Annotated in this window: 20 protein-coding genes and 1 pseudogene; 8 read left to right on the forward strand and 13 right to left on the reverse strand. The window is 70.9% G+C overall.

From position 1 onward, the window contains the following. Positions 1-1,050: 1,050 nt before the first annotated feature. From FF100_RS34180 to FF100_RS34200, 5 genes are all read right to left on the reverse strand, one after another. Positions 1,051-2,433 carry an aminotransferase family protein gene (locus tag FF100_RS34180; RefSeq protein ID WP_139040465.1) on the reverse strand — a complete coding sequence of 461 codons (1,383 nt, stop codon included), beginning with the start codon at positions 2,431-2,433 and terminating at the stop codon, positions 1,051-1,053. Between the two features lie 29 nt (positions 2,434-2,462). Further along, positions 2,463-3,314, reverse strand: a complete 852-nt coding sequence (locus FF100_RS34185; protein WP_139040466.1) for an ABC transporter permease subunit — start codon at positions 3,312-3,314, stop codon at positions 2,463-2,465. Further along, positions 3,311-4,114: a taurine ABC transporter ATP-binding protein gene (locus FF100_RS34190; protein ID WP_139040467.1), complete on the reverse strand. Its 804-nt coding sequence runs from the start codon at positions 4,112-4,114 to the stop codon at positions 3,311-3,313. Before FF100_RS34190 ends, FF100_RS34185 begins: the two co-directional genes overlap by 4 nt. 50 nt (positions 4,115-4,164) lie before the next feature. Next, positions 4,165-5,193 carry a taurine ABC transporter substrate-binding protein gene (gene tauA / locus FF100_RS34195; protein ID WP_139040468.1) on the reverse strand — a complete coding sequence of 343 codons (1,029 nt, stop codon included), beginning with the start codon at positions 5,191-5,193 and terminating at the stop codon, positions 4,165-4,167. An 857-nt stretch (positions 5,194-6,050) separates the two neighbouring features. Then, positions 6,051-6,869 carry a GntR family transcriptional regulator gene (locus FF100_RS34200; RefSeq protein WP_139040469.1) on the reverse strand — a complete coding sequence of 273 codons (819 nt, stop codon included), beginning with the start codon at positions 6,867-6,869 and terminating at the stop codon, positions 6,051-6,053. Positions 6,870-6,978: 109 nt separating this feature from the next. Here FF100_RS34200 and FF100_RS34205 point away from each other — a divergent pair, with 109 nt between their 5' ends. The 7 genes from FF100_RS34205 (at position 6,979) to FF100_RS34235 (ending at position 14,397) form a co-directional block, all read left to right on the forward strand. Then, positions 6,979-7,797 (forward strand): ABC transporter permease, encoded by an 819-nt coding sequence (locus FF100_RS34205; RefSeq protein ID WP_246102712.1) that lies wholly within the window; start codon positions 6,979-6,981, stop codon positions 7,795-7,797. Between the two features lie 68 nt (positions 7,798-7,865). Next, positions 7,866-8,615 (forward strand): ABC transporter ATP-binding protein, encoded by a 750-nt coding sequence (locus tag FF100_RS34210; RefSeq protein ID WP_246102714.1) that lies wholly within the window; start codon positions 7,866-7,868, stop codon positions 8,613-8,615. A 32-nt stretch (positions 8,616-8,647) separates the two neighbouring features. Then, a complete protein-coding gene (locus tag FF100_RS34215) occupies positions 8,648-9,619 on the forward strand; it encodes an ABC transporter substrate-binding protein (protein ID WP_139040472.1) in 972 nt (323 codons plus the stop codon). A 91-nt stretch (positions 9,620-9,710) separates the two neighbouring features. Next, positions 9,711-11,126: an amidohydrolase family protein gene (locus FF100_RS34220; RefSeq protein WP_139040473.1), complete on the forward strand. Its 1,416-nt coding sequence runs from the start codon at positions 9,711-9,713 to the stop codon at positions 11,124-11,126. Next, positions 11,123-11,827, forward strand: a complete 705-nt coding sequence (locus tag FF100_RS34225) for a sulfite exporter TauE/SafE family protein (protein ID WP_139040474.1) — start codon at positions 11,123-11,125, stop codon at positions 11,825-11,827. The genes FF100_RS34220 and FF100_RS34225 overlap by 4 nt, the downstream gene beginning before the upstream one ends. Before the next feature lie 394 nt (positions 11,828-12,221). After that, entirely contained in the window at positions 12,222-13,229 is a 1,008-nt protein-coding gene (locus tag FF100_RS34230; protein ID WP_139040475.1) for a GntR family transcriptional regulator, read from the forward strand. 10 nt (positions 13,230-13,239) lie between these two features. Then, positions 13,240-14,397, forward strand: a complete 1,158-nt coding sequence (locus FF100_RS34235; protein WP_139040476.1) for an ABC transporter substrate-binding protein — start codon at positions 13,240-13,242, stop codon at positions 14,395-14,397. Positions 14,398-14,448: 51 nt separating this feature from the next. Here FF100_RS34235 and FF100_RS34240 read toward each other — a convergent pair whose 3' ends face one another. From FF100_RS34240 to FF100_RS38770, 8 genes and pseudogenes are all read right to left on the reverse strand, one after another. Beyond that, positions 14,449-16,239, reverse strand: a complete 1,791-nt coding sequence (locus tag FF100_RS34240; protein ID WP_139040477.1) for a hydantoinase B/oxoprolinase family protein — start codon at positions 16,237-16,239, stop codon at positions 14,449-14,451. Beyond that, positions 16,236-18,314, reverse strand: coding sequence for a hydantoinase/oxoprolinase family protein (locus tag FF100_RS34245; RefSeq protein ID WP_139040478.1), 2,079 nt, complete (start codon positions 18,312-18,314; stop codon positions 16,236-16,238). The genes FF100_RS34240 and FF100_RS34245 overlap by 4 nt, the downstream gene beginning before the upstream one ends. A 37-nt stretch (positions 18,315-18,351) precedes the next feature. After that, positions 18,352-20,010: a dipeptide ABC transporter ATP-binding protein gene (locus tag FF100_RS34250; RefSeq protein ID WP_139040479.1), complete on the reverse strand. Its 1,659-nt coding sequence runs from the start codon at positions 20,008-20,010 to the stop codon at positions 18,352-18,354. Between the two features lie 2 nt (positions 20,011-20,012). Next, positions 20,013-20,879: an ABC transporter permease gene (locus FF100_RS34255; protein ID WP_139040480.1), complete on the reverse strand. Its 867-nt coding sequence runs from the start codon at positions 20,877-20,879 to the stop codon at positions 20,013-20,015. A gap of 81 nt (positions 20,880-20,960) precedes the next feature. Continuing rightward, positions 20,961-21,902, reverse strand: coding sequence for an ABC transporter permease (locus FF100_RS34260; RefSeq protein WP_139040481.1), 942 nt, complete (start codon positions 21,900-21,902; stop codon positions 20,961-20,963). Between the two features lie 4 nt (positions 21,903-21,906). Further along, positions 21,907-23,481: an ABC transporter substrate-binding protein gene (locus tag FF100_RS34265; protein ID WP_139040482.1), complete on the reverse strand. Its 1,575-nt coding sequence runs from the start codon at positions 23,479-23,481 to the stop codon at positions 21,907-21,909. 102 nt (positions 23,482-23,583) lie between these two features. Next, positions 23,584-25,017 (reverse strand): amidohydrolase family protein, encoded by a 1,434-nt coding sequence (locus tag FF100_RS34270; RefSeq protein WP_139040483.1) that lies wholly within the window; start codon positions 25,015-25,017, stop codon positions 23,584-23,586. A gap of 602 nt (positions 25,018-25,619) precedes the next feature. Beyond that, a pseudogene (locus tag FF100_RS38770) lies at positions 25,620-25,824 on the reverse strand (IS30 family transposase); the annotation flags it as partial. On the opposite strand from FF100_RS38770, the gene FF100_RS34275 reads away from it, so the two are divergent. Continuing rightward, positions 25,763-25,954 (forward strand): hypothetical protein, encoded by a 192-nt coding sequence (locus FF100_RS34275; protein WP_139040484.1) that lies wholly within the window; start codon positions 25,763-25,765, stop codon positions 25,952-25,954. The pseudogene FF100_RS38770 and the gene FF100_RS34275 overlap by 62 nt on opposite strands. The last annotated feature ends 436 nt before the right edge of the window (positions 25,955-26,390 follow it).

Raw genomic sequence — 26,390 nt, forward strand, 5'->3', positions numbered from 1 at the left:
CAAACTCTCAAGTTGAAGAGCTGATCATAGCTGATCACAACATAAACGGAGGCTCACAACCGATCGGCGTTTCCACCTGATCGTGTGAGCACCGAAACGTCAGACCAGCATCATCCTACTCACAGCTGGTTCGCGAAGAACCAGCCCGCAGGGACGACGCCGTCCACGCTTCTCTTTCTCGTATGCACTTGTCAAAGAGCCGATCGGGCCGGGGCCAGATCTCGACCTTCCAGAGAACAAAAAGCAGCGCCGGGTTGCCCTGGCCCCTGCTTCGTCGTCTCTCGGAAGGTCCGTGGGGCGGAGCCGCTCGTCGCGGCGCCCCGTCGGTGAGCGGTCGTTTAAGGGTAGCCGGCTTGCCTGTCAACCTGGCACCGGGGGCGGCGCACGCGGCTGCGTTCTGGTCCGCCCCGACCTCACGATCACCCGAGTGGCCGCATTCCGACGTGCGCGTGTACGCAATGCACGAAGGCCGCCCGCCACATCGCGTTGACTCTTGACTTGGATCGAACTGGCGGGGACCTGAGACTGCGCGGTCTCACGTCGTTCTCCCCGTCCGGCAGCAATTCTCTCGTATCTCTCGGTCGATCCGATATCCGGCAGGACCTCTCGACGACCACGTTCAGATCGACTGCCTGTGCCTGCGTCCTCCGCCTTCCAGAACCGATTGCTCGCCAGCCTTTCCGAGTTCGATCTCGCACGGATCCGGCCGCACCTGGAGCCGCTCGACACGCGGCAACGGCCGACCATGACGGGCTCGCGGAGGAGCTGGAGGCGCAGATCTACTTCGCGGCGGTTGGCGTCGCGGCGAACACGCGGAGGCCCGGAAACCACGCCGGAGGTGCGAGGTCGCCGCCGGTCTTCTCACCGACGGGGCGGCCAGGGCGGGAGACCGGGTCGAACGGCACGCCCGTCCTCTGGGGCCCGCGCCTCGGCTGCGCGGCCCCGCGATGCTGCGGTGCTCGACCGGATCGGGCGCCGATCAATCCGGCTCGCGCACGGCCTGGACCCGTGGCTCCGGTGCCGGTGCCGCCACGGGCCGGGCGTCGCCGCTCACCCGAACACCCGGCCCAACGCCCCGTCGATCGCCTCGACGATCCGGTCGATGTCGTCCGGTGTCGCGATCAGCGCCGGGCTGAGGCAGAGCGTGTTGTTGAGACCGGCGAGCGAGCGGTTGGTGGCGCCGATAATGACGCCGTGGGCCATGCAATCCGCGACCACCGCCTGGACCCGCTTCTCCTCCGCCGGTTCCCGGGTGCCGCGGTCGGCGACGAGCTCGGCGCCGCAGAACAGGCCCTTGCCGCGCACGTCGCCGATGACCGCGTGGCGCTCGGCCAGGGCGTGGAGGCCCGTCATCAGCCGCTCGCCCATCGCGACCGTGTTGGCGATCAGGCCTTCGTCCTCGGTGATGCGCATGGTCTCGAGGGCCGCAGCCGGGCCGGCGGTGCACCCGCCGAAGGTCGAGATGTCGCGAAAATATGACATCGGGTCGGCGGCGTCGTCCTTGAACAGCGAGAACACCGCCTCCGTCGTCGTCGTGCAGGCGATCGCCGCGTAACCCGAGGCCACGCCCTTGGCCATCGTCACGAAATCCGGCTGCACACCGTAATTCTGGTACCCGAACCACGCGCCGGTCCGGCCCATGCCGCAGACCACCTCGTCGATGTGGAGCAGGATCTCGTGCCGGCGGCAGATGTCCTGCACCTTCTCCCAGTACCCCTTCGGAGGCGTGATCACGCCGCCGCCGGCGGTGACGGGTTCGAGGCAGATCGCGCCGATGCTGTCGGGCCCCTCGCGCAGGATCACCGCCTCGATGGCGTCGGCGGCCCGCTCGCCGTAATTCTCCACCGCGCCCCACTGGCTGCGGTATTCGAGGCAGTGCGGCACCATCACGAAGCCGTCCGGGAACGGCCCGTACTGGTCGCGGCGCTGGTCCTGGCCAGCCGCCGCCAGCGTCCCGATCGTGGTGCCGTGATAATCGCGCTCGCGGTAGAGGATCTTGCTCTTTCGCCCGCCATGGTGCCGGTGCGCGATCTGGCGCACCATCTTGAACACCTTCTCGTTGGCCTCCGAGCCCGAATTCGAGAAGTAGACCCGGGCCATGCCCGGCATCTTCCCGATCAGCCGCTCGGCAAACAAGGCCGCCGGAATCGAGCCGGACGCGCCGGCGAAGTAGTTCAGCTTGACGAGCTGGTCGCGCACCGCGTCGGCGATGCTGGTGCGGCCATAGCCGACATTGACGGTCCAGACGCCGCCGGAGACCGCGTCGAGGTATTCGCGGCCGGTCGCGTCCCAGACGCGCATGCCTCTTCCCTCGACCATCACCCGCGGATCGACGGTCTCGTAGGCCTTGTGCTGCGTGAGGTGGTGCCAGACATGGGCCCGGTCCGCCTCGATGACGTGACGTAGGTCGTTGGCGCGGTGCATGTCGTTCATCGGTCGTCTCTCGAATCGGGCCGGGATCGTCAGACCTTACCCTTCCACGGGGTCAGGCGCCGTTCCAGCCGGCGCATGCCGAACTCGAAGGCGGCGGCGAGGGCACCGATGACCAGGATGCCCATCACCACGATGTCGGTGCGCAGGAAGTTCGAGGCATTGAGCACCATCTGGCCGATGCCGGTGGAGGCCGCCACCATCTCGGCCGCCACCAGGGTGGTCCAGCCGACGCCCATGCCGATGCGCAGGCCCACCAGGATGTCCGGCAGGGCCGCCGGCAGCACGACGTGGCGCACCACCTGGGAGCGGCTGGCGCCGAGCGCCCGGGCGGCGTTGATCTGGTCGAGGCTCGCCGCCGAGACGCCGGCGCGGGCGGCGAGCGCGACGGGTGCGAAGCAGGCGAGGAAGATCAGCAGGATCTTGGAGGTCTCGCCGATGCCGAACCAGATCACGACCAGCGGCAGGTAGGCGAGGGGAGGGAGGGGCCGGTAGAACTCGATGAAGGGATCGAGCGCCGCGCGCAAGGCGGGGCTCAAGCCGGTGGCGAGGCCGACCGGGATCCCCACCAGGGCCGCGAGCACGAAGGCGCCGGCGACGCGCCCGAGGCTCATGGCGACGTGCTCGAGGAGCGGCGCGCCGTCGATGCGTCCGTCCAGGGCGTCCGCGAAGGCGCGCAGCACGCTCTCGGGCCGGGGCAGGAACAGCGGCTTGACGAGGCCGGTCCGCGTCGCGGCGATCCAGGCGACGAAGGCGACGGCGACGGTCGCCAGGCTGATCAGCAGCAAGGGCGGCGTCACGCCCCGCATCGCCGCCCGGCGCCGGTCGTTCGAGGACAGGGCGGGCATCGCCGCGTCGGGGGCTGGCGTGGCGGCCTCGCTCATGCAGCGGCTCCTCGTGCGGGATCGGCCCTGGCGCCGCCATGGTCGTGGATCAGGTGCAGGACCCGCTCGCGCATGGCGATGAAGTCGGGGGCGGACTTCACCGCGCGGGCCGCCTCGCCGGCGAGGAAGCGCCGGCAGAAATCGAGCGGGACGACCTCGGCGATGCGCCCCGGCCGGGGCGTCATGATGACGAGCTTGGTCGCCAGGAAGATCGCCTCCTCGACCTCGTGGGTGATGAAGAACGCCATCTTCCGCGTCCGCGCCCAGAGCGACAGGATGAGCTCCTGCACCTGCTCGCGGGTGAAGGCGTCGAGCGCGCCCAGGGGCTCGTCCATCAGCAGCATGCGCGGATCGGCGGTGAGCGCCCGGGCGATGCCGACGCGCTGCTGCATGCCGCCCGACAGCTCGTAGATCCGCTTGCCCGCGGCATCGGCGAGGCCGACGAGGTCGAGCATGGCGCGCGCCCGCGCCTCGCGCTCCGCCTTCGCGATGCCCTGCATCCGGAGGCCGAAGGCGACGTTGTCGAGCACGCTGAGCCAGGGCATCAGCGCGTGGCGCTGGAACACCACGCCGCGATCTGCCCCCGGCCCGGTGACCGGGCGGCCGTCGAGCAGGATCTGGCCCTCGGTCGCCGGCTGGAAGCCGGCAAGGCAGTTGAGCAGGGTCGTCTTCCCGCAGCCCGAGGCGCCGAGCGCGACCACGAACTCCCCCGGCTCGATCGTGAGGTCGATCCAGGAGAGCGCGACGGTGGCCGCGTCGCCTTCCCCGTATTGGACGCTCAGCTTGCGGATCTCCAGCACGGCTGCCTCCTCGGGAATCGGGTCAGGGCTTCGGGCTCAGGGCTTCGGGCTCACGGCTTGGCCGCCGCCTTGGCCACGTCGGCGGTGACGTAGGCGCCGTAATCGGGAGCGAGGTCGGGCACGCGCCCCTGCGCCTTCAGGAATTCCGCGGTCGATCTCAGCGCGCTCGCCGCGCCACCGCCGAGCCACTGCGCCGAGGCCTGGCCCTCGAGGGTCGGGAAGCGGTAGGCTGCGAGCCCCTCCGGCACGTCGGCGGGCGCCGCCCCGGTCCACTTGGCGATCGCCGTCACCTGCGGCGAGCCGACGGTCCAGGAACTGCCGTTGCGGGCGTAATCCGCGTCGGCAGCGGCGAGCAGCCGGACGAAGGTCGTCGCGAAATCGGGATGGGCGGCCAGGAACGCGTTGGTCGCCAGGATCCCGTCGAAGGTCGCCTTGCCCTTGGCGGCGAAGTCGCCGGCCGAGGCCAGGACCGTGGCGTTCTTCTTGACCGTCGACAGCACCGGTGCCCAGACGAAGGTCGCGTCGATGTCGCCGCGCTCCCAGGCGGCGGCGATCTCCGGCGGGCGCATGTTGAGGATCCTGACGTCCTTCGGGCCGAGGCCCGCCTCCTGCAGCGCGAACATCAGCTGGTAATGGGCCGTCGAGACGAAGGGGACGGCGACCGTCTTGCCCTTCAGGTCCTTGACCGACGTGATCCCGGTGCCGTTGCGGGCGACGAGCTGCTCGGCATCGCCGATGTCGTCGAGGATCCAGAACAGCTTGACCGGCAGGCCCTGCGAGGCCGCGGTGGCGATCGCCGAGGAGCCCGCCTCGCCGACATCGACGTTGCCCGACGCCATGGCGCGGATGACGTCGCCGCCGCTGCCGATCTTGACCCACTTGACCTTGTATCCGGTCTGCTTCTCGAGGTCGCCGCTCTCCATCAGGACCCGGATCGGCGTCATCATGTCCTGGTAGGCGAAGGTGACGCTCTTCTCGGCGGCGCAGGCCGGCACGCCTGGACCCAGAACCACGCCGATCACGCCGATCAGGGCGGCAAGTCCCATCGTCGCGGAGAGCCGAGTCTTCATGATCGTCATGCGCGGTCCTCATCTGGGCCCTTGCGACGCGTGCGCCAGCCCTCCGGCCCCTGCCCATTACCTCCATGCACATCCCGGGCCGGACTGCGCGCGGGAGCGATCCGGTCCGGAGACGATCGGCTGCCCGGGGCGCGACCGGCCCGGCGACTTCGGGCGGTGGGCAGCGTGGCGCACGGACGTGTTCGCGCGGCTTAGCTCTGGCTGCGCGATCGGGCGTGATGGAGCCGAGTGGACGAAGCTGATCCTGGCCGCTACCGGCGGCCGAGTGCCGCCGTGGCAAAAATATGCCGACGCCTCGCGCAGGATCTCGCTGGCCTTGGCCGTCGCGCGCGGTTCATGGATGCCGGCGCGCCCTGGACCGGCTCCGTGTCGACCACGCCGGGTGCTGGCTCAGGAGCCAGCGGTCGGTCCTCTGGATACGTCATCGGTTTCTACGGCCGAGCGTCCCGCCGGGCCGCGATTCTCTGAGAAAATCGACTTATGCGAATCGCGGGTCTGGGCGCGGGAGGAGCTGTCCCACCCGAGCCGAACAAGACCGGTACCCTACCCCCGTTCAGCGGAGCACGGGGGGATCCTGGGGTGGTCCCGAATGAGCGAGCGCGAGTTGGGCCGGGTCGAGCGGCTGTTGGTGCCAAGGCGCGGCGGTACGAGACGTCGTTTCAGAACGGGTGCGCAGCTTGGGCTTTGGGTGAGCGCCAGGCATCGCGGGTGGCAAAGCGTCTGATGCTCACCCCGAGAGACCCGATCCGACTGCCTGCAAGTGGTCCGTCGGCTCGAAGCGGAAAAGCCGGGGATGCGTCTCGATCCTTCGACGCGCCGCGTCCCACCACCATTGCGCCAGCACGCAGCCTACGCCCTCAAACAGGCTCTCGACGGGAAGAGCCCGTCCGGCTCCCGATCTCACCCGCGTTCCGGTCGACGGTGAGGCGATAGCGGAAGGTGTCACCGCGATAGACGAGGTACTCGAAGTCGATCGGCACCCCTTCGGCATCGTGGGTGAGACGCTCGATGCGCAGCACCGGCGCGTTGGGGGCGATGCCGAGGAGAGGAGCGATGTCCTCGGAGACGAGAGCGGCTTCCACCGTGAGATCGGCGCGTCCGAGGGGGCGCCCCAAGTCGTTCTCGAGGATCGTGAAGATGTCGCGGCGTGCCAGATCCGCGCTGGCGAGGCGCGCACCGATGACGGTGGGAAGGTATGTCACCTCGTAGGAGATCGGCGCGCGGTCGAGATGACGGACCCGGCGGATCTCGATGACCGCCGCCCCCCGCTTCAGCCGCAGCCGCTCGGCGACCTCACGGGGAGCCGGGATTTCGCCGAGGCCGACGACGTCGTTCCAGACCTCGTGACCGGCCGCACCCATCGCCTCGGCGAACCCCTCGAGCCGCGACAGCGTCTGAGCCGCCTTGGGTAGGGACACGAAGGAGCCTTTGCCCTGGAGGGCGAAGATCAATCCATCGGCGGCGAGCGCGCCGAGCGCTTGGCGCACGGTGATCCGGCTCACCCCGAAGCGACGCATGAGTTCGGCCTCCGACGGAAGCCGGTCGTGCGGCTTCAGCCGGCCCGACGTGATCTCCCGCATCAGGGCGTCGCGGATCGCGGCGTACAGCGCCACCGGCGCGCGGGCGGGCGCAGTGCCCTCAACTTCATCACGCTGCTGGCCCTTTGAACTTGTCATGTCATGTTATGTCCGGTTACCCAGTACCTAGCGTGGACAATGCGGCGCGGCAACGGCCCGCCGCCCGAATGGCGGAAGCGCGGACATGTCGGCACCTCCTGGAGAGACGTTGGTCGTACGCGAGGCCGGAGGCAGGGTCGCCCACCCTGCCCTGCCGGCACTCGCAGGCGCGGCATTGGCGCGGCTTGGCCCGGGCCTGCGGGCCGCGCTGGCGATCCTCGGCTTCATCCTCCTCTGGACGCTCGTCACCGCCTCGGGCCTCGTCAACCGCGAGCTGTTCCCGTCGCCGGGGATGGTCTGGTCGGCAGCCGTCGAATTGTGGGACGAGGGCGCGCTCGGCTCCGACCTCACTGCCTCCCTTGGTCGCGCCGCGACGGGGTTCGTGCTGGGTTCCGTGTCCGGAATCCTCGTCGGCCTGCTCACCGCCCGCACCCGCGTGTTCTCGGTGGCGCTGACACCGCTCCTGACCCTACTGCGGCCGATCCCGGCGATCGCGCTGGTCCCGCTTGCCATCGTCTGGTTCGGCGTCGGCGAGGGCTCGAAGTACTTCGTCATCGGCTACACGGTGTTCCTGGCGGTCTGGCTGAACACCCATCACGGCGCCGCCGGCATCGCCGGCACCTACATCCGCGCGTCGCGCTCGCTTGGTGCGAGCACGCGGCGCGAGTTCTTCGAGGTGGTGCTGCCGGCCGCCGCCCCGCACATCGTGGCGGGCCTGCGCATGGGTGCGGCCCTGGCCTTCCTCAGCCTCGTCGCCGCCGAGCTCTCGGGCGCCTCGAGCGGCATCGGCTACCGCATCCAGGAAGCACGCCAGTTCTTCCGCACCGACCGGCTGTTCGTCGGCCTGATCGAGCTGGGCCTCCTCGGCGCATTGCTCGACGTCGCCTTCGTGGCCGTGTCGCGCCGCGTGATCCATTGGGAGCACTGACGATGGCCATTTCCCCTGCCCCCTGCCCTAGCCCCTGCCCGGTCCCTGCCCCCGTCACCACCGGTCGCGTGCGCGTCGACGGGGTCGCGATCCGGTATCGCGGCACCGGCGGCCACTGGGTCGAGGCGCTGGCGCCCACCGACCTCGTGCTCGAGCCCGGCTCGTTCACGGCGCTGGTCGGCCCCTCCGGCTGCGGCAAGTCCACCCTCCTCAACGCGGTCGCCGGCTTCGTGCCGGTCCAGGCCGGCCGCATCGACGTGGACGGCAAGTCCGTGGCCGGGCCCGACCCGGAGGTCGGCGTCGTCTTCCAGCAATACGCCCTGTTCCCCTGGCTCACCGCCGCGCAGAACATCGGCTTTGCCTTGAAGCGCTTCGGCCTGTCGGCCGCCGAGCGGCGCTCGCAGGCCCTCGCCGGTCTCGCCGAGGTCGGGCTCGAGGGCCGGGGCAACATGTATCCCGGCCAGCTCTCCGGCGGCATGAAGCAGCGCGTCGCGCTCGCCCGGACCCTGGCCTCGCGGCCCAAGGTGCTGCTGATGGACGAGCCCTTCGGAGCGCTCGACGCGCAGACCCGCGCCTCGATGCACGAATTGCTGCTCGGCGTCTGGGAGGCGCACCGCACGACGGTGCTGTTCGTCACCCACGACGTCGACGAGGCCCTGGTGCTCTCCGACCGTGTCCACGTGATGTCGGCCGGTCCCGGCCGCATCGTCGAGACGCTCGACGTGGCAAGCCCGCGCCCGCGCCGGGTCGACGACGTCGATGCGACCTACCTCGCGAACCGCAACCGCATCATGCGCCGCCTGCGCCACGCGCACTGACCGCCGATTCCCGAACCGATCGAGATCCCCCGATGCTCCACACGCTCCGCGCCTTCCTCTTAGGGGTGCCCCTGGTGCTTTCCGCCCCCGCCGCCTTGGCCCAGAAGGTCGTCACCGTCGGCTGGGGCTCCTACTCCATGGACGCGCCGCAAGTCCTGGTCGCGTCGGAGAAGGGGTACTTCAAGGAGGCCGGGATCGCGCCGAAGCTCATCCCGTTCCAGTCGGGCCGCGAGGGCTTCGAGGCGCTGATCGGCGGGCAGCTCGACGTCACCGTCATGGCGGAATTCCCCGCCGTCGTCGGCACCCTGCGCAAGCAGCCCTTCGCCGTGCTCGCCGTGCTCTCGCGCTTCGTCGCGAACCGGCTGATCACCACGCCCGCCAGCGGCGCGACCGACCTCGCCGGCCTGTCGGGCAAGAAGATCGGCCTGCCCGTCGGCACCAACGTCCAGTTCATGGTCGACGAGGACCTGAAGCGCGCCGGCGTCAAGGCGCAGATCGTCAACCTGACCCCGCCCGACCTGCCCCCGGCGCTGCTGCGCGGCGATGTCGACGCGATCGCGACCTTCCCGGGCGCGTTCGGCGGCGCGCGGCGCATCCTCGGTGAGCGCTACCGCGAGTTGCCGGTCTCCGCCTACGCGACGACCTTCGTGGTCGCGGCCTCGCGCGACTTCCTGGCCAAGGACCCGGCCACGACGGCCAAGCTCGTCGAGGCCCTGGTCCGTGCCGACGAGGTCATGAAGAGCGACCCGGCCGGGGCCCAGGACATCGTCGCCAAGGCCGCCGGCAAGGCGCTGACCCTCGAGGGGATCCGGGCCGACTGGGACAAGTACCGCTACGGCGTCGTCCTCGACGGCGGCCTCATCGACCTGATGGTCCGGGAAGGAACCTGGATCCGCGAGCGGGGCATCGTCAGGGACACGGAGCCGAGCGCCGCCCTGTTCCGGTCGGCCGTGGCTGACGCCCCGCTCAAGAGCGTCGCGCCCGCGACGGTAACCCTGCCGTGACCGCCCGTCGCGACCACGCGAGGGGCGGACGCGGATCACGCCTCCCGCACGACCTGCCCTTCTTCGATGACCGCGCGGAGCGCCGCATCCCATGACGCTCGCGGTTTCCTTCGGGCCGGATGCCCTCGCCGCTCCCGGCTTCATCCTCGAACCGGACTACACCCTGCTGCCGGAGGGGCCGGTGCGAGCTTGCGCCGTCGCCGTGGAGGCGGGACGGATCGCCGATCTCGGGCCAGGTGCGGCGGTGGCGGCGCGGCGTCCCGATCTCCCGCGGATCGCGCTGCCCGACCGCCTGGTGATGCCGGGGCTCATCGACGCCCACCATCACCTCACCCAGAGCTTCGGCAAGGCGCTGGCCTTCGGCGAGCCCTCGGAGATCTTCCGGCGCATCTGGGTGCCGCTCGAAGGCAGCCTGGACGACGAGATCGTCCACGCCTCGGCCAAGCTCGCGGCGCTCGAGTCGCTGCGCGGCGGCTTCACCACGGTCGTCGACGCCGGCACCCGTGCCGCGGGCGACGTCGGAACGATCGCGCACGCCACCGAGGCAGCGGGCCTGCGCTGCGTGCTCGGCTTCATCTGCAACGACCTCGGGGGTGGCAAGGCCGGCGATCCGGACGCGATCCTCGCCGCGGCCGACGCCCACCTCGCCCGCTTCCCGGCCGGCGGCCTGACCCACCCGTCGCTGGCGGTCTCGATCCCCGAGGTCGCGAGCGACCGGATGCTCGGCGCCGTCGCCGCCCGGTGCCGCGAGGCCGGCGCGGTCTTCCAGACCCATGCCAACGAGCACCTCGTCGCCGTCGAGCGCTCGCTGGTGGCCCGCGGTGAGCGGCCGATCGAGCATCTCGACCGCGTCGGGGCGCTCGGGCCCGCGACGCTGCTCGCCCACGCGACGCTCGTCACGCCGTCCGAGCTCGCCCGCCTCGCCGGCAGCGGCGCGGCGGTCGCCTACAATCCCGTCGCGACGGCCTGGAAGGGCAACGCCGCGGCGCCCGCGCTCGACATGATCGCGCGCGGCATCCCGGTCGGCCTCGGCACCGACGGCACCCGCAGCGACGGCTTCCGCCTCCTCGACGCGGCCGAGACGGTGCAGCGCCTCGCCTTCGGGTTGGCCACCGGCGATTCCTCCTGCGGCGGCGGCTGGACCTGGCTCGAGGCCGGCACGGCGGGCGGCGCCCGCGCGGTCGGACTCGCGGGCGTCACCGGCACCCTCGCGCCCGGCCTCGCGGCGGACCTTCTGGTCGTCGACCTCGCGGTGCCGGAGCTGCGCCCGTCCTGGGACCTGCCCTGGGAGCTGGTCCGCCTCGGCAACCGCGACCAGATCGAGGCGGTCCTGGTCGCGGGCCGCCTGAGGCTCTGGCGGGGTTGGCCGATCGACTGGGACGCCCGTGCGCTGATGGAAGCGGTCGCCGCCCGGGCCGAGACCGCGGTCGCCGCGGCCCCGATCCAGCGGGTTCATCCGGTCTCGAGCATGCATCGCGCCGGACGCAGAGGATCGTCCCTGCCGTGACGCCCACCGTCTTCGCCGCGCTCGCGACCGCGGTCGCGGTCGGCGGCTTCGTCCAGGGGACGATCGGCTTCGGCTTCGCGCTGATCGTCGCCCCCATCGCGATCGCGCTGGCTCCGGACCTGATCCCGACGACCGTGCTGGTGCTGATGATCCCGCTGAGCCTCTACGTCATCGCCCGGGAGCGCGGCGCGATCGACCTCGCGAGCGCCGGCTGGGTCACGCTCGGGCGGGTCGTCGGCACCTTTGCGGGCCTGGCGGTCCTGCTCCTGCTGTCCCCGGAGCGCCTGCGGGTGCTGGTCGGGCTGTCGACCCTCGCGGCGGCGCTGGCCTCCCTGCTCGCGCCGTCCTTTCTGCCGGGCCGGCGCGCCTGTGCGGTGGCGGGCGCGGTGACGGGCGTGACCGAGACGGCGACGGGCATCGGCGGTCCCCCGCTCGCCCTCGTGTTTCAGCACGCCCCCGGGCCCGTCCTGCGCACCACCGTGGCGTTGTGCTTCCTCCTCGGCCAGGCCCTGTCGGTCGCGATCCTCGCCCTCGTGGGCCGGATCACCACGGTGCAGCTGTGGAGCGCCGTGCTGCTCGCCCTTCCGCTCTCGGGGGGAGCCTATCTGAGCCGCTTCGCCCACGGCGCGCTCGACGCGCGGACGCTGCGGTGGGCGGTGCTGGGCTTCGCGATCGCGTCAGGCGCGTGGCTGGTGCTGTGATGCCGATGCGCCATCGTGCGCGCCCTCAGGCCGCGATGTCGCCGGTGGCGACCGGCCAGAGCAGCGCCCGATTGGAGCGTGGTCGGGCGGTGCTCCGGCCCATCCGACGATTCGGAAAATCGCCGCGATCGTGCACGCCATGATCACCACGGGGACGGGCCTCGGCATGGCGACGCCGGTGGAGGGCGTCGAGACCGCCGAGCCGGCCGCTTCCCGGCACCGCGTTCCTCGGTGTTCCCTCCGGCCCGGTGACCGCCACCTGACGGGCTGACGGGCGCGCCCGATCTTGGTAGGTGAGCCGGAGAGGCCCGCTCCCGGCCTTGCCGGCTCTCGCGCATCGCGCGACGCTCCCGGCACGAAGGGGCCATGCCCACCCCGCCACCTGACGAGGCCGATGTCGACCCGGGAGACGCCTGCGCTCGGCAAGGGCTATTACGAGCTGGTCCGGACGGTCCTGGCGGAGAACATCCGTACGGGCCGGATCCCGCCCGGAACCCGCCTCTACACGGCGGCGGTCGCGGACCGGCTGGGCTTGAGCCCATCGCCGGTGCGCCGCGCCCTCGATCGGCTCGCGGCGGAGGGCCTCCTGGCAATCCATCCCCAGCAGGGCTACGTCGTCGGCGGCGCTCCCCCCGAGGCGCCGCCAGGGCGCGAGAATCTGCACCGGCTCGACCTCGACCTGTCCCTGCTCGAGACCGGCCGGTCCACGCCCCTGTCGCCGCGTTGGGAAACCATCCTCGAGGACGTCGAGGGCGCCGTGCTCCGGGCGATCCCGTTCGGTACGTTCCAGATCTCCGAGGCCGGCCTGTGCGAGCATTTCGGCGTCAGCCGCACCATCTCGCGGGAGGTGCTGGCGCGGCTCAACGGCCAGGGCTTGATCGAGAAGAGCCGCTCGTCGCACTGGATCGTCGGGCCCCTCTCGGCGCGCACCCTCGACGAGATGCACGAGATGCGCCGCCTGCTGGAGCCGCAGGCCCTGTGCGGGGCGGCGGCGCGCCTTGAGCCGGGTGTCCTCACGGCGATGGCGCAGGAGCTGGAGCGGCTGCGCGCGGCCGGTGGTCGGGGGGACGCCCCCGAGATCGACGCCATCGAGACGGCCCTCCACCGCGACCTGATCGCGGCTTGCCGCAACCGTCGGATGATCGCGACGATCCACGGCCTGCAGGTCGCGCACGTCGTCGACGCACTGTTTCGCGCCCATATCGGGGTGCATGACGCCGGCGCGATCATCGACGAGCACCGGATGGTCGTCCTCCACCTCCTCGGGCGCGACGCCGAGGGCGCGGCCCAGGCCCTGCGCCGGCACCTCGACCTCGACCACCAGCGCGTCCGGGCCCGCCTGAAGGTCCTGTCGATCTTCGACGCGCCGAACGATTCTCCGTACCTGATCCGGATCCACTGAGAGGCCCGCCGTGCCGTCCTCCCGCCCCCGGCTGCGCGTCATCGCGCGGCGCGAATTCGTGCCGGCGCCGCTGCGCGAGGAGGCCGCCCGGGCGCTCGCCATCGACATCGACTTCGAGGTGGTGGATTCCCTCGACGGCCTGCGCCGGGTCGTGACGGCACCGGAGAGCTTCGACGTCTACCATCAGTGGCACACGGTCGACCTGATCTGGACCTCGCGGGCGATCCGGCCGATCGTCCTCGACCGCCTGACCTGCGCGGCGGAGCTGCGCGCGCTTGCCCACCCGCCCCTCGACGCGCAGGCGCCGCCCACCGTCACGGGCAAGCTGTTCGTGCAGCCGGACGGAGAGCTGGGACCGCGTCCGGGCGACCGGGTCTCGATGCTGCCGGTCCTGCGCGGCATCGACGGCTTCGCCTACCAGCCGGGCCTGCGCGACGTGATCGGCCCGGACGCGCCGGAGAGCTGGGGCTGGCTCTTCGACGACCGCCTGAGCGGACGGGTCGGCCTCCTGTCCGACCCGGTGCTCGGCATGATCGAGGCGGCGCTCGCCACCGAGGCGTCCCAGGGCGTCGCCTTCGGCGACGTCGGCAACCTCACCATCGAGGAGATCGATCACGTCGCCGACACCCTGATCCAGCTGAAGAAGCGGGGGCATTTCCGCGGCACGTGGTCGAACTACGAGGAGGCCGCCCGGCTGATGCAGCGCGGCGCCCTGATCCAGAGCATGTTCACGCCCGGCATCACCCGGCTGCGGCGGGAGACGATGGAGGTCGCGGTCGCGAATCCGGTCGAGGGTGGACGGGGCTGGCACTCCGACCTCTGCCTCTCGGCCGCCGCCGACGGCGAGACCCTGGACGCCGCCTACGCCTACCTGAACTGGTGGGCCGGGGGCTGGCCCGGCGCCTGCCTGTCCCGCCAGGGTTACTACGCTTGCCTCCCCGAGCGGGCGCGGGCCTTCCTGTCGCCGGCCGAGTGGGATTACTGGTACGAGGGCCTGCCCGCGGCCACGGCCCTGCCGGACCCGTTCGGTCTTCCCGCGATCCCGGCCGGACATCTGCGCGAGGGCGGCTCCTACGCGGCCCGCATGGCGCGGGTGCGCGTCTGGAACACCTTCATGGACGAGCACGGCTACCTGGTGCGCCGCTGGCGGGAGTTCCTGGAGGCGTGACGACGCGCCCGGGCACGCTGCCGGATCGTCCGGCCGGCGACGACCGGTCGCTCACGAGGGCCGGGAGGCGATCCGCCGCCCGCGCTCGGCCCGCGTCGCCGCCTCGTCGAGCCCCGCCGGCGTCGCGGCGACCCCGTACTCGGCGAAGGCCGCCTCCGTTCCGAGAAAGCCCTCGCGCAGGTCGTGCAGCACCGCCTCGGGGTCGCGCATGAGGGGATCGCCGTAGCCGCCGCCGCAGGGGCCGAGGCAGACCAGCCGGTCGCCGGCCTTCGCCTTCAGGTAGGGGATCTTGGAGACGAGGGCGCGCGGCTCGCCGTCGGCCGGCACCAGCGTGACCGAGGCGGTGAGCCCGTCCGCGCCGCCATCATGGCCCCAGGGCCGGTGGCTGTGGCCGTCGCCCTCCATCGAGAAGCCGCCATCGGACAGGAAGGTGAATTCCCGCACCGTGCCGATGCCGCCGCGCCAGCGCCCGGGCGCCACCGCGTCCTCGCGCAGCTCGTAGCGCGTCACCCGCAGCGGCAGGTGCATCTCGATGTCCTCGATCGGGTTGTTGCGGGTGTTAGCGTAGAGCGTATCGACCGCATCCATGCCGTCGAGGCCCAGCCGCCCGCCGTAGCTGCCCTCCAGGATCTCCATGTGGACCCAGTGCCGGCCGCCCTCGAGGCCGGAGAAGGAGGCGACGCGCAGGTTGCCGATGCCCGCCGAGACCCGGTCCGGCGCGACCTGGGCCAGCGCCTTCATCACCGTGTCGGCGAGCTGGTTGCCGGGACAGAACCGGGCGATCACCGGGGCCGGGAAGTCCGGGTTGGCGAGGCAGCCCTTCGGCGCCACGATGCGGATCGGCCGGGTGAGCCCGGCATTCTGCGGGATGTGGCCGAAGGTGACGCTGTCGAGCAGGATCGAGCGGATGGTGAGCCAGATCGCGCAATCCACCGTGCCCTCGAAGGGCATGTTGATCGGCTTGTCGGGAAGCTGCGGCGCGGTACCGGTGAGGTCCACCTCCAGGGCGTCGCCGGCGATGCGCAGGGTCACGACGAGCGGCAGGTCGCGGCGGCTCGGGTCGGGATCGTCGAGGTAGCCGTCGAGATGGGTGACCGCGCGGCACTCGCCGTCGGGGAGCGCCCGGATCGCCTCGCGCATCAGCCGCTCGGAATAGGCGATGAGGTCGTCATGGGCGGCCGTGATCGCGGCAAGACCCCAGGTCTCGATCAATTCGGTGAAGCGCGCGGCGCCGATCCGCGCCGCCATGATCTGGGCTTCCATGTCGCCGACGACGAGGTGCGGCGCCCGGAGATTGGCCTCCAGGATCTGCCAGACCGGATCGACCCGGCGCCCGGCCTCGTAGACCTTGATCGCCTTGAACTGCAGGCCCTCGGCGTAAGTATCGACGGCATCGACGATGCCGCAGCTTCCCGGCGTCAGCGCGCCGATGTCGAGGTGATGCGCCGTGGTGACCGAGAAGCCGACGAGCGCGTCCGCATGGAAGACCGGCACGCAGAAGGCGACGTCCGGGCCGTGGCTCGCCCCGCCATAGGGGTCGTTGTGCATGATCACGTCGCCGGGCCGGATCGCGTCGCCCCGCGCCGCCACGACCTTGAGGATGTGGCGGACGTAGCCCGGGATCGGCCCCGATTGCAGCGGCGTCGACATCCGGCACTCGCAGAGCTGGCTGCCGGTCGGATCGGTCAGGGCGGCGCCGAAATCCTCCGATTCCCGAATGATCGACGAGTGGCTCATCCGCATGAGCTTGTGGCCCATCTCGACCGCGATGGTCTCGAGCGCGCCCTGGATCACCGCGGCGGTCACGGGGTCGATGGCGGTCGTCGGATCGGGCGCGGTCATGCGGCGTCTCCCAGGGTGATGACGAGGCTGCCGGACGGGTGCACGGCGGCGCGGGCGCCGGGCGGCACCAGGGTGGTGCTGTCCTGCTGGACGATGATGGCGGGCCCCGCCACGGCCTGGCCGACCGGCAGAGCCTCGCGCCGGTAGAACGGCGTGTCGCAGGGCGTGAGCCGGCCTCCGATCCGGAACAGGCAGCGGCCCCGGCGCAGCTCCGCCGCGTCGAGCGGGCCGCCCGCCGGCGCGGCGAGGCCGGGCAGCTTCGGCAGGAGGCCGGTGCCGGCGACCCGGATGTTGACGATCTCGACCGGGCTGCCCGGGAAGGCGTGGCCGTACTCGGCGGCGTGCCTGTCGTGGAAGCGCCGCCAGACCGCATCGAGCCCCGCCGCATCGAGGGCCCCCGAGGGAAAGTCGATCGAGAGCTCGTAGCCCTGGCCGAGATAGCGCAGGTCGCCGGTGCGGGTGGTGCGCACCCGGTCCGCCGGCACGCGGTCGGCGGAGAACAGCCGGGCGAGCTCGGCCTCCATCGCCGAGAAGCCGTCCGTCAGGCGCGCGACGTCGAGGGCGTCGGAGACCTGGAACTGGGTGCGGATCGCATCGTATTTGAGATCCGTGGTGAGGAGACCGAGCGCCGAGGTGATGCCCGGAAAGGGCGGCACGATCACCTCCGGGATCGCGAGCATCTGCGCCACCGCCGCGCCGTGGAGCGGACCGGCCCCGCCCATCGCCATCAGGGCGAAGCCGCGCGGATCGAGGCCCTTCTGGACCGTCCGGGAGCGGATCGCGTTCGCCATGTTGGCGTTGAGTACCGTCAGGATCCCCTCGGCGGCCTCGTGCAGCGGCAGCCCGAGGCGGCCGGCGAGATCCCCGACGACCCGGGTTGCCGCCTCGGAATCGAGGCGCAGCTCCCCGGCGACGAAATCCTCCGGGTCGAGATAGCCGAGGACGACGTGGGCATCCGTCACCGTCGGGGCGTCGCCGCCCTTGCCGTAGGCGGCGGGGCCCGGCACGGCGCCGGCGCTGCGCGGGCCGACCCGGAAGGCGCCGCCCCGGTCGAGATGGGCGATCGAGCCGCCGCCGGCCCCGATCGTGTGCACGTCGATCATCGGCAGCAGCAGGGGAAAGCCGGCGAGCGCCGTCGAGCGCGCGTCGGTCTCGGCGAAGCGGCCCTCCCGGATCAGGCTGATATCCGCCGAGGTGCCGCCGATATCGAGGGTGATGAGGTCGCGCCGCGCCATCCGCTCGCCGACCCAGCGGCCGCCGAGCACCCCGGCGGCGAGGCCCGAGAGCAGCGTCAGGGCCGGCTTCTCGCTCACCATGCGGGCGGTGGCGGCGCCTCCGTTCGAGGCCATGATCCGCAATTCGCCGGTGACGCCGAGGCGCGCCAGGGCGGATTCGAGGTTGGCGATGTAGCGCCGGACCTTCGGGCCGATGGCGGCGGCCAAAGCCGCGGTGGTGAAGCGCTCGAACTCGCGGAATTGCGGCGAGACCGACGAGGAGGTGGTGACGAAGGCCTCCGGCATCACCGCCTCGACGATGGCGCGGGCGCGCTCCTCGTGCGCCGGGTTCAGGAACGAGAACAGGAAGCAGATCGCGACCGCCTCGACCCCCTCGGCCTTCAGCTCCTCGGCGGCGCGGCTCACCCCGGCCTCGTCGAGGGGAACGAGTTCCGCCCCGGTCGGCGGGACGAGGCGCCCGGCCACGGTCTTGCGGTGCTGGCGGGCGATCGGCGGGCGGCTCTGCCAGGGCAGCTCCTGCCGGATCGAGTAATGCTCGACCCGCTGGTGGCGTCCGATATGCAGGATGTCGCGAAAGCCCGCATTGGTGATCATCCCGGCCCGAGCGAGCGTGTTCTCCAGAACCGCGTTGGTCGCGGTCGTCGTGCCGTGGAAGACGTAGGCGATCTCCCCCGGCGCGATCCCGGCCCGCGCGCACAGCTCGCGCACGCCCTGCACCACGCCTTCGGACGGGTCGTGCGGGGTCGTCGCGACCTTGTGGATGACGACCTCGCCGTTTCCGACGTCGCACAGGGCGAGGTCCGTGAAAGTGCCGCCGACATCGACACCGATCGTCTTCATCAGGCCTCCCGTTGGGTCGTGGTGCGCGTGCAGCCCGTCACGGGGCGGCACTCTGCGGCTGCGCCCGGAACTCCGCGAAGTTCCAGCCCCGTCCCGGGGCGGCGGCGATCAGCTCGCGGGTGTAGGGATGGGTGGGGGCGGCGAGCACGGCGGCGGCGGTGCCGGTCTCGACCACCTCGCCCCGGCGCATCACCGCGATCCGGTCGCAGATCTGGGCGGCGACCCGCAGGTCGTGGGTGATGAACAGGATGCCGACGCCGCTCTCGTCGCAGATGCCGCGCAGCAGCGCGAGCACCTGGCTCTGCACCGAGACGTCGAGCGCCGAGACCGACTCGTCGGCGACGAGCACGTCGGGTTCGAGCGCGAGCGCCCGGGCGATGGCGATGCGCTGGCGCTGGCCGCCGGAGAACTGGTGCGGGAAGCGCCCGAGCATCTCCCGCGACAGGCCGACCCGCTCGAGCAGGTCGCCGGCCCGGGCATAGGCCGCCTCGCGGGAGACGCCGAAATTGAGCGGTCCCTCGGCGATCAGGTCGCGCACCCGCAGGCGCGCGTTGAGCGAGCGGAACGGATCCTGGAACACGATCTGCAACCGGCGCCGGTGCGGGCGCAGGGCCGCGTTCGACAGCCCGGCGATCTCGGCGCCGTCGAGGCGGATCGAGCCCGCGGAGGGCGGGACGAGCCGCATGATGCAGCGGGCGAGCGTGGTCTTGCCCGAGCCGGATTCGCCGACGATGCCGAGGATCTCGCCGCGGGAAAGCCGCATGTCGGTGGGGTGGAGCGCCGCGACGCCGGCCTTGCGCCGCAGGATGCCGCCGAGACCGGCGTTCTGGCCGTAGCTCTTGGCGAGCCCCGCCACCGTCAGGACCTCGGCACCGCCGCCGGGCGCGCGCTCCGGCGGCACCAGGCTCGGTACGGAGGCCACCAGCATCCGGGTATAGGATTGGCGCGGCCGCGCCAGGACGTCGTCGCGGCTGCCGATCTCGACCATCCGGCCGCGGTTCATCACGACGATGCGGTCGGCGATCTCCGACACCACGCCGAAATCGTGGGTGATGAACAGGACGGCGGTCCCGAAGCGCTCCTGCAGCTCGCGGATCAGCAGCAGGATCTGGCGCTGGGTGGTGACGTCGAGAGCCGTGGTCGGCTCGTCGGCGATCAGCAGCTTCGGCCGCAGGATCAGGGCCATCGAGATCACGATGCGCTGGCGCTGGCCGCCCGAGAGCTGGTGGGGATACGAGGTATGGATGCGCTCCGGATCCGGCAGGTGCACGGAGGCGAACATCTCGAGCACCCGGCGGCGGCGGGCGGCGGCATCGCCGATCCCGTGCACCTTCAGCACCTCCTCGACCTGCGCCCCGACGGTCTCGACCGGGTTCAGGGCGGTCATCGGCTCCTGGAACACCATCGACATCCGGGTGGCGCGCATCCGGCGCAACGCCTCCGGCGACGCCGCCAGCACGTCCTCGCCGTCGACCGTGATCCGCCCCGCCGTGACCGCGAGGGCGGCGGGATCGAGGAGACCCATGACGGCGAGCGAGGTCACGGACTTGCCGGAGCCGGATTCGCCGACGACGCACAGGGTCTCGCCCGCCCGGACGGCGAGCGAGAGATCCGCGACGGTGGGCTGGCCCGTCTCCTTGAGCGAGACGGTCAGGCCCTCGATGCGCAGGACTTCAGTGGGTGCGGGGGCGGTCATGGTCAGCGCCTCGTCGCGAGCTTCGGGTCGAGGGCGTCGCGCAGGGCATCGCCGATCAGGTTGATGTTGAGCACCGTGAGGGCGAGGAACAGGCCGGGGAAGAAGATCAGGCCGGGCCGGATCTGGAAGTAGGTCCGCCCCTCGGCGATCACGTTGCCCCAGGATGGCACCTCGGGCGGCAGGCCGACCCCGAGGAAGCTCAGCACCGCCTCAGTCAGCACCGCCGAGGCGACCAGGAAGCTGCCCTGCACGATCAGCGGCGCCAGGGTGTTGGGCAGCATGTGGCGCAGCAGGATCCGCCAGGTCGGGGTCGCGAGCGAGACCGCCGCCTCGACATAGGCCTCCTGCCGCAGGCCGAGGATGACGCCGCGCACCAGCCGGACCACCCTGGGAAAGTCGGGCAGAACGATCGCCAGGAGCACGGTGCCGAGATTGGCGCCCGTCACGGCCACGAGGGCCACGGCGAGCACGATCGACGGGATCGCCATGATGCCGTCCATCACCCGCATCACGATGCCGTCGAGGAGCCGGAAGTAGCCCGCCAGCAGCCCGATCAGCGTGCCGAGGACCAGGGACAAGGCGGCCGAGGCCAGCCCGACGAGGAGCGAGGTGCGGGCGCCGTACACGACGCGGGCGAAGACATCGCGCCCCATCGCGTCGGTGCCGAACCAGAACGCCGCCGACGGCAGCTTGAGCCGGTTCACCGGGTCGATGTGGAGCGGGTCGGCGGCGATGACGAGCGGCCCGACGAGGGCGGACAGCCCGATGACGAGCAGCACCAGGGCGGCGCAGGCGGAGAGCCCGCTGCCGCGCGGCAGGAGCCGCCCGGCGCGGCGCGGGGCCGAGCCTGTGGTCGTGAGGGCTGACATGGATTTCCACCCTTCGCATCCCGCACCGGACAAACGCGGCGGACCGGGACCTCGAGAAGACGATGCGGTCAAGCAGGTTACTCAGTACCGGATCCGCGGGTCGAACACCGTGTAGAGCACGTCGACCGCGAGGTTGATCAGAATGTAGACCAGAGACAGGAGCAGGATCAGGCTCTGGATCAGCGGGTAATCCCGCGCGAGGACGGATTCGACGACGAGGCGGCCGAGGCCCGGGATGTTGAACACGCTCTCGGTGACGACGACCCCGCCGATCAGGAAGGCGGCGCCGGACCCGACCACCGTGACGATCGGCACCGCGGCGTTGCGCAGGGCGTGGCGCAGGACGATCCTCGCCTCGGGCACGCCCTTGGCGCGGGCGGTGCGGACGAAATCCTCGCCCAGCACCTCCAGCACGCTGGAGCGGGTGATGCGGGCGACGAGCGCGATGTAGACCGTGGACAGGGTCAGGGTCGGCAGGGTGGCGGTGCGCAGGAAGCGCACCGGATCGGTGGTGAGGGCGGTGAAACCCTGGACCGGGAACCAGCCCGCCTTGAGCGAGAGCAGGTAGATCAGCCCGTAGCCCACCACGAAGACCGGCGTCGAGAAGCCGAGCACCGCCACCGCCATCACCAGGCGGTCGCTCAGGCGGCCGCGCCGCCAGGCGGCGTAGACCCCCATCGGGATGGCGACGAGGAGCGAGACCGTCACGGTCGCGACGGCGAGCGAGAACGTCGGCCCCAGGCGGCTCCCGATCATCTCCGCCACCGGCTTGTGCGAGTGGAGGGAGAGGCCGAGATTGCCCTGGAGGATCTGGCCGAGCCAGGTGACGAACTGCACCGCGAGCGGCGCGTCGAGGCCGAGCCGGGCCCGGATCTCGGCGAGCTCGGCCGGGGACGCGGCGTCCCCCGCCATGATCGAGGCCGGGTCGCCCGGCGCCAGGTGCAGCAGCGCGAACACGATGAGGGCCACCACCCCCATCACGGGCAGGGTCATCGCGACGCGCCGGGCGAGATAGCCGAGCATCGGCTCATCCCCCCTTCTTCGAGATGTTCCAGAAGATGTTGGCCGGCGCGTCGAGAACCCCTTCGATCTCCTTGCGGACGCCGCTGACCCGGGCGAACGAGCCGAGCGGGGCGAAGACGCCCTCGTCGTAGGCGATGCCCTGGATGCGGCCGGCGATGGCCTTGCGCTCATCCTGGGTCTTCGCCGTCAGGAACTCGCGGGTGAGCGCGCCGATCTGCGGCACGTCGGCCCAGCCGGCATAGCTGCCCTTGCCCTCGGCGACGATCATGAAGTTGCGCAGAGGGTCCTGGATCTCGGTGTTGTGCCAGCTGGTGACGAAGATGCTCCAGCCGCCGGCGGAGACCGGGCCCTGGTTGGCGCGGCGCGACAGCATGGTCATGAAGTCCATCGCCTGCAGCTCGACCTTGAAGCCCGCCGCGCGCAGCTGCTGGGCCATCACCGGCGCGACCGAGGACAGGGACGGGATATCCGAGATGTGGATGAGGCCGACCGGCGTGCCGTCGTAGCGGGCCTCGGCCAGCAGCGCCTTGGCCTTGGCGGGATCCGCCGTCATGACCATCGCGGCGGAGACGTCGCTCGCGTAGGGCAGGCCGCAGCCGAACGCCGCTCCGCACAGGCTGTAATGCGCAGGGTCGCCGAACTGCGCCTGCATGATCTCGCCCTGGCCGATCGCCCACAGGGCGGCCTGACGCACGCGCTTGTCGGTGAAGGGCGGCTGCAGGTGGTTGAGCCGGTACCCGACCTGGTAGCCGAGCGCGTCGAGGCGGCGGGTCGTCACCTCGCTCGTCTGGACGAGCGGCATCAGGTCGACGTTGATGTTCTGGAGATAGTCGATCTCGCCGCTGTTGAGCGCGTTCACGGCGGTGAGCGGGTCCGGCATCTCGATGCGCTCGATCCGGTCGACCTTGGCGACCTTGGCCCCGGCAAACCAGCTCGGCGCCTCGCTGCGCGGCACGTAACGCGGGTTCTTCTCGTAGATCGCCCGCACGCCGGGCTGGTAGGCGGAGGCCTTGAAGACGAAGGGGCCGGAGCCGGTGTAGTCGGTGATCGCCTCGGTGACCGGCGTCGCCGCGACGCGGGCCGGCATGATGAAGAGCGGCACGCCGCTCGGCTTGGCGAAGGCCTCGAGGACGACGCCGGAGGCCTGCGACAGGGTGAGGGCGAAGGTCCGGTCGTCCGGGGCCGCGAGGTCGGTGGTGATCGACGTGAGCGCCATGCCCATCCGGTCGCGCTGGCCCCAGCGCTTGATCGAGGCAACCACGTCGGCGGCGGTCACGGGCTTGCCGTCGTGCCAGGTCAGGCCGTCGCGCAGGCGGAAGCTGTAGACCTTGCCGTCCTGCGAGACCGTGTAGCTCTCGACCATCTGCGGCTGGACGGCCTGGCTCGCGTCGAGGCCGAACAGCGTGTCGTAGATGAGGTAGCCGTGATCGCGGGTCTGGTGCGAGGCGCTGAGGATCGGATCGAGATTCCCGAGCCGGCTCTCCATCACGACCTTGAGGTCGCTCGCCCGGACCGGCGCACCGGCGAGTGCGAGGCAGGTCGCCAGAAGGGCGAGGGCCGTCCGTTTCTTGCGCGTCATTGCTATCCCCATCGCGGTGCGGCCGGGTCGTGAGCCGATGATGTCTGGTCTCGCGGCCGGGGCCGCGGGTCATCGTGGGTGGAGGCGGGTCGTCCCGGCCGATCAGCGCCGGAATTCGGGGTAGCTCTCCGGCGAGAGCTGATTGATGTCGCGCTTGGCCCAGTCCTCGCGGTGCATGTTGGCCCACATCGATTCCGCCCCGCTCTGCAGGTCGGCGGTGAGCGCCGCGATGTCGAACCCGGGCACGACCCGGTCCCGCATGATGAAGCGGCCGTCGACCATCGTGGCGTTCAGGTCCTCGGCCTGGGCCGAGTAGACGATGTTGCGCACGGGATCGCGCATCGGCGTCATGAACAGGCTGCGGCCTTCCCAGAACAGGAGATCGGCCTTGGCGCCCGCCGCGATGCGGCCGAGGTCGTCGCGACCGAGCGCCTTGGCACCGGCCAGCGTCGCCGAGTCGAACACGTCGGACGCGGTCGCGACCTCCGTGCGCCGGTCCATGATCTTGCTGATGACGGCGGTCCAGCGCAGGGCCTCGATCATGCTCTGCGGGCAGGTGTCGGTCGCGAGCGTCATGTTGACCCCGCGGGCGAGGTAGCGGGCATAGCTCTCCATCGCGATGCCGCGGCGGGCGAAGACCCAGACCGCATGGGCGACGTTGGTCCCGCTATCGGCCAGGATGCCGATGTCGTCGGCGTGGTAGTTGGTCCAGCTCGATCCGCCCGGCATGATGACGTGGCCGAGGATGACGTCGCTGCCGAGGAAGCCGATCTTCTCCAGCCACTCGACCGGTGAGCAGCCGTTGCGGCGCACCATCTCCTGGAATTCCGGCACCGATTGCGAGACGTGCAGCGCCAGCGGCACCCGCATCTCGGTCGCGACCGCCCGCGAGCGCCGCAGCAGCGCCTCCGAGCAGGTATCGACCTGGACCGGCGTCAGGAAGCCCTTGATGCGCCCCTCGGCACGCCCGTCGACCGCCGTGATGAAATCGACGGCCCGCTGCATCGCCGCGGCGCCGTCATCCTCCCACCACTGGTACTGAACGCTCTTGCCGTCGTTGGTGTACCAGCGGCCCGAGCGGTACATCTCGCCGATATAGGCGCGCAGGCCCGCCTTCTCGGCCTGCTCGGCGACGTAAGCGCCCTGCAGTCCCATCTCGACGATGGTGGTCGTGCCGGTGCGGATCAGCTCCGGCATCGAGGCGGCGACGGAGGCACGCCGCGCCGCCTCGGTGATCGCCCCGTCGCGGGCGGTCAGGAACTCGAAGAGGCCGGACAGGTAGAAGTTCCGCGGCCCGCGATCCTCCACGAAGGAGCGGTCGAGCGGCGATTCGCTCAAGTGGGCATGCGTGTTGATGAAGCCCGGCGTGACGATCTTGTCCCGCGCGTCGATCACCTCGTCCGCCTCGCCCTCGAAGGCGCCGCCGCCGACATGGGCGATGCGGTCGTCCTCGATGACGATCGTCCCGCCCTTGAGATGGCGATGACCGCCGTCCTGGAAGGCGATCACGTGCCCGGCCTGGATCACCGTCCTCATGGCAAACCCCTTTGAGTCGATTATGTATCCATAGTTGATTTTATGCGCCGGGATGTCCATCTCATTTTCGCGGCACGCTGCGCATTTTTCGTGCGGCGGCGCGCGGTCTCTGCCCGGCGTGGCCTGTTCTTCTCACATGAAATTCGAGATCGGTTTCGCTGCGACATCCGTTTCTTGGCACCGATATTTTTCGTAATTGTATCGTAGTGGCTCGCGCATGCTCCATCGCCGGTTGATCAGCGCCTGAGCTGCCCGAACGACACCTCCGCGATCGAGGTGACATCCGGCCTGTGCGTGGATCTGATGAGGCGTAATCTTGTCAGGTGCCGTGGAGGTCGAGAGTTGCTTCCTGAGGCCGAGCCCGCGCTCACATCGGTCTTCGTTCATGCGACACGGATCAAGAGCGGGTCGTGACGCCCCTTTGCTGCGGTATATTAATTAAATTATGGACACATGTTTCTTCGAACCCTGACGACGATGCAGCGCTGGCAGATGACAGGACGGCAACCGCGGAGGTGGCCTGTCGGGGAGCGGGGCCTGGCGTTCCTCCGAGCCCGGAGCGTTCCCGACCCCGCCGTTCGACGGACAGGAGACGCGCCGGAGGTGACGAACGACCTGCCGCAGTTCGGGGTGGCGGGCTCGTGGCACCCGCAGAGCCCGTCCTGTGTGACGATGCGCGGTCCAGCTCACACGGCGCCGTGCCCCGGCCCTGGACGTCGAGCGCCTGACAGCGTGCCAGTGATGGATGCGCGTCGGCGTCTCGCCCGACGGATCCAGCCGCAGGCACTCGCCGATCTGCTGCGGGCTCTACCGGGAGCGCAACACGGTCGAGCGGCTGATCGACCGTCTCGAACAGGATCGCCGCCCGCTACAACAAGCGCGCCACCAACGACCTCGCCCTGTCACGCTCGGCATCACCACGCACTCGCTCACGTGAGGTCGCAGGGACGCCCTAGCAGCCATCCCTGTTGGCCGTCGTCGAGGGCCACCAGAGATCGTGCCGGTATTGATCGTGGAATGGGCGCGCTACGCGATCTGGCGGCCTGCCGGGTCAGGCGCTCCTCGCCCGTTTGCTCGCCCTGGCTGCCGACCCCTCTCGCCACCCGATCGGGAACCTGAACCGCGAGGTCGAAGCTCCGGATCACGATCGCCCATCTCCCTCATGAGCCTTGGCCCTGTGGCTGGGGAGCTGGTGCGTCGGCGCCGCGCAAACCGCTGGTAAGGCCCCTGCATTCTCGAATGCGTCTCTAAGAGCGCCTAACAGAACGGCACGATCGGGTCTGTTGGGCGTTGGGGTGGTATGGCTCGCCCGCTTCTTCCCGACGACCTCTGGTCTGCGATCGCCCCGCTTCTGCCGCCGCACCCGCCTCGCC

The sequence above is a fragment of the Methylobacterium terricola genome (assembly GCF_006151805.1).
GTDB classification, from domain to species: Bacteria; Pseudomonadota; Alphaproteobacteria; order Rhizobiales; family Beijerinckiaceae; genus Methylobacterium; species Methylobacterium terricola.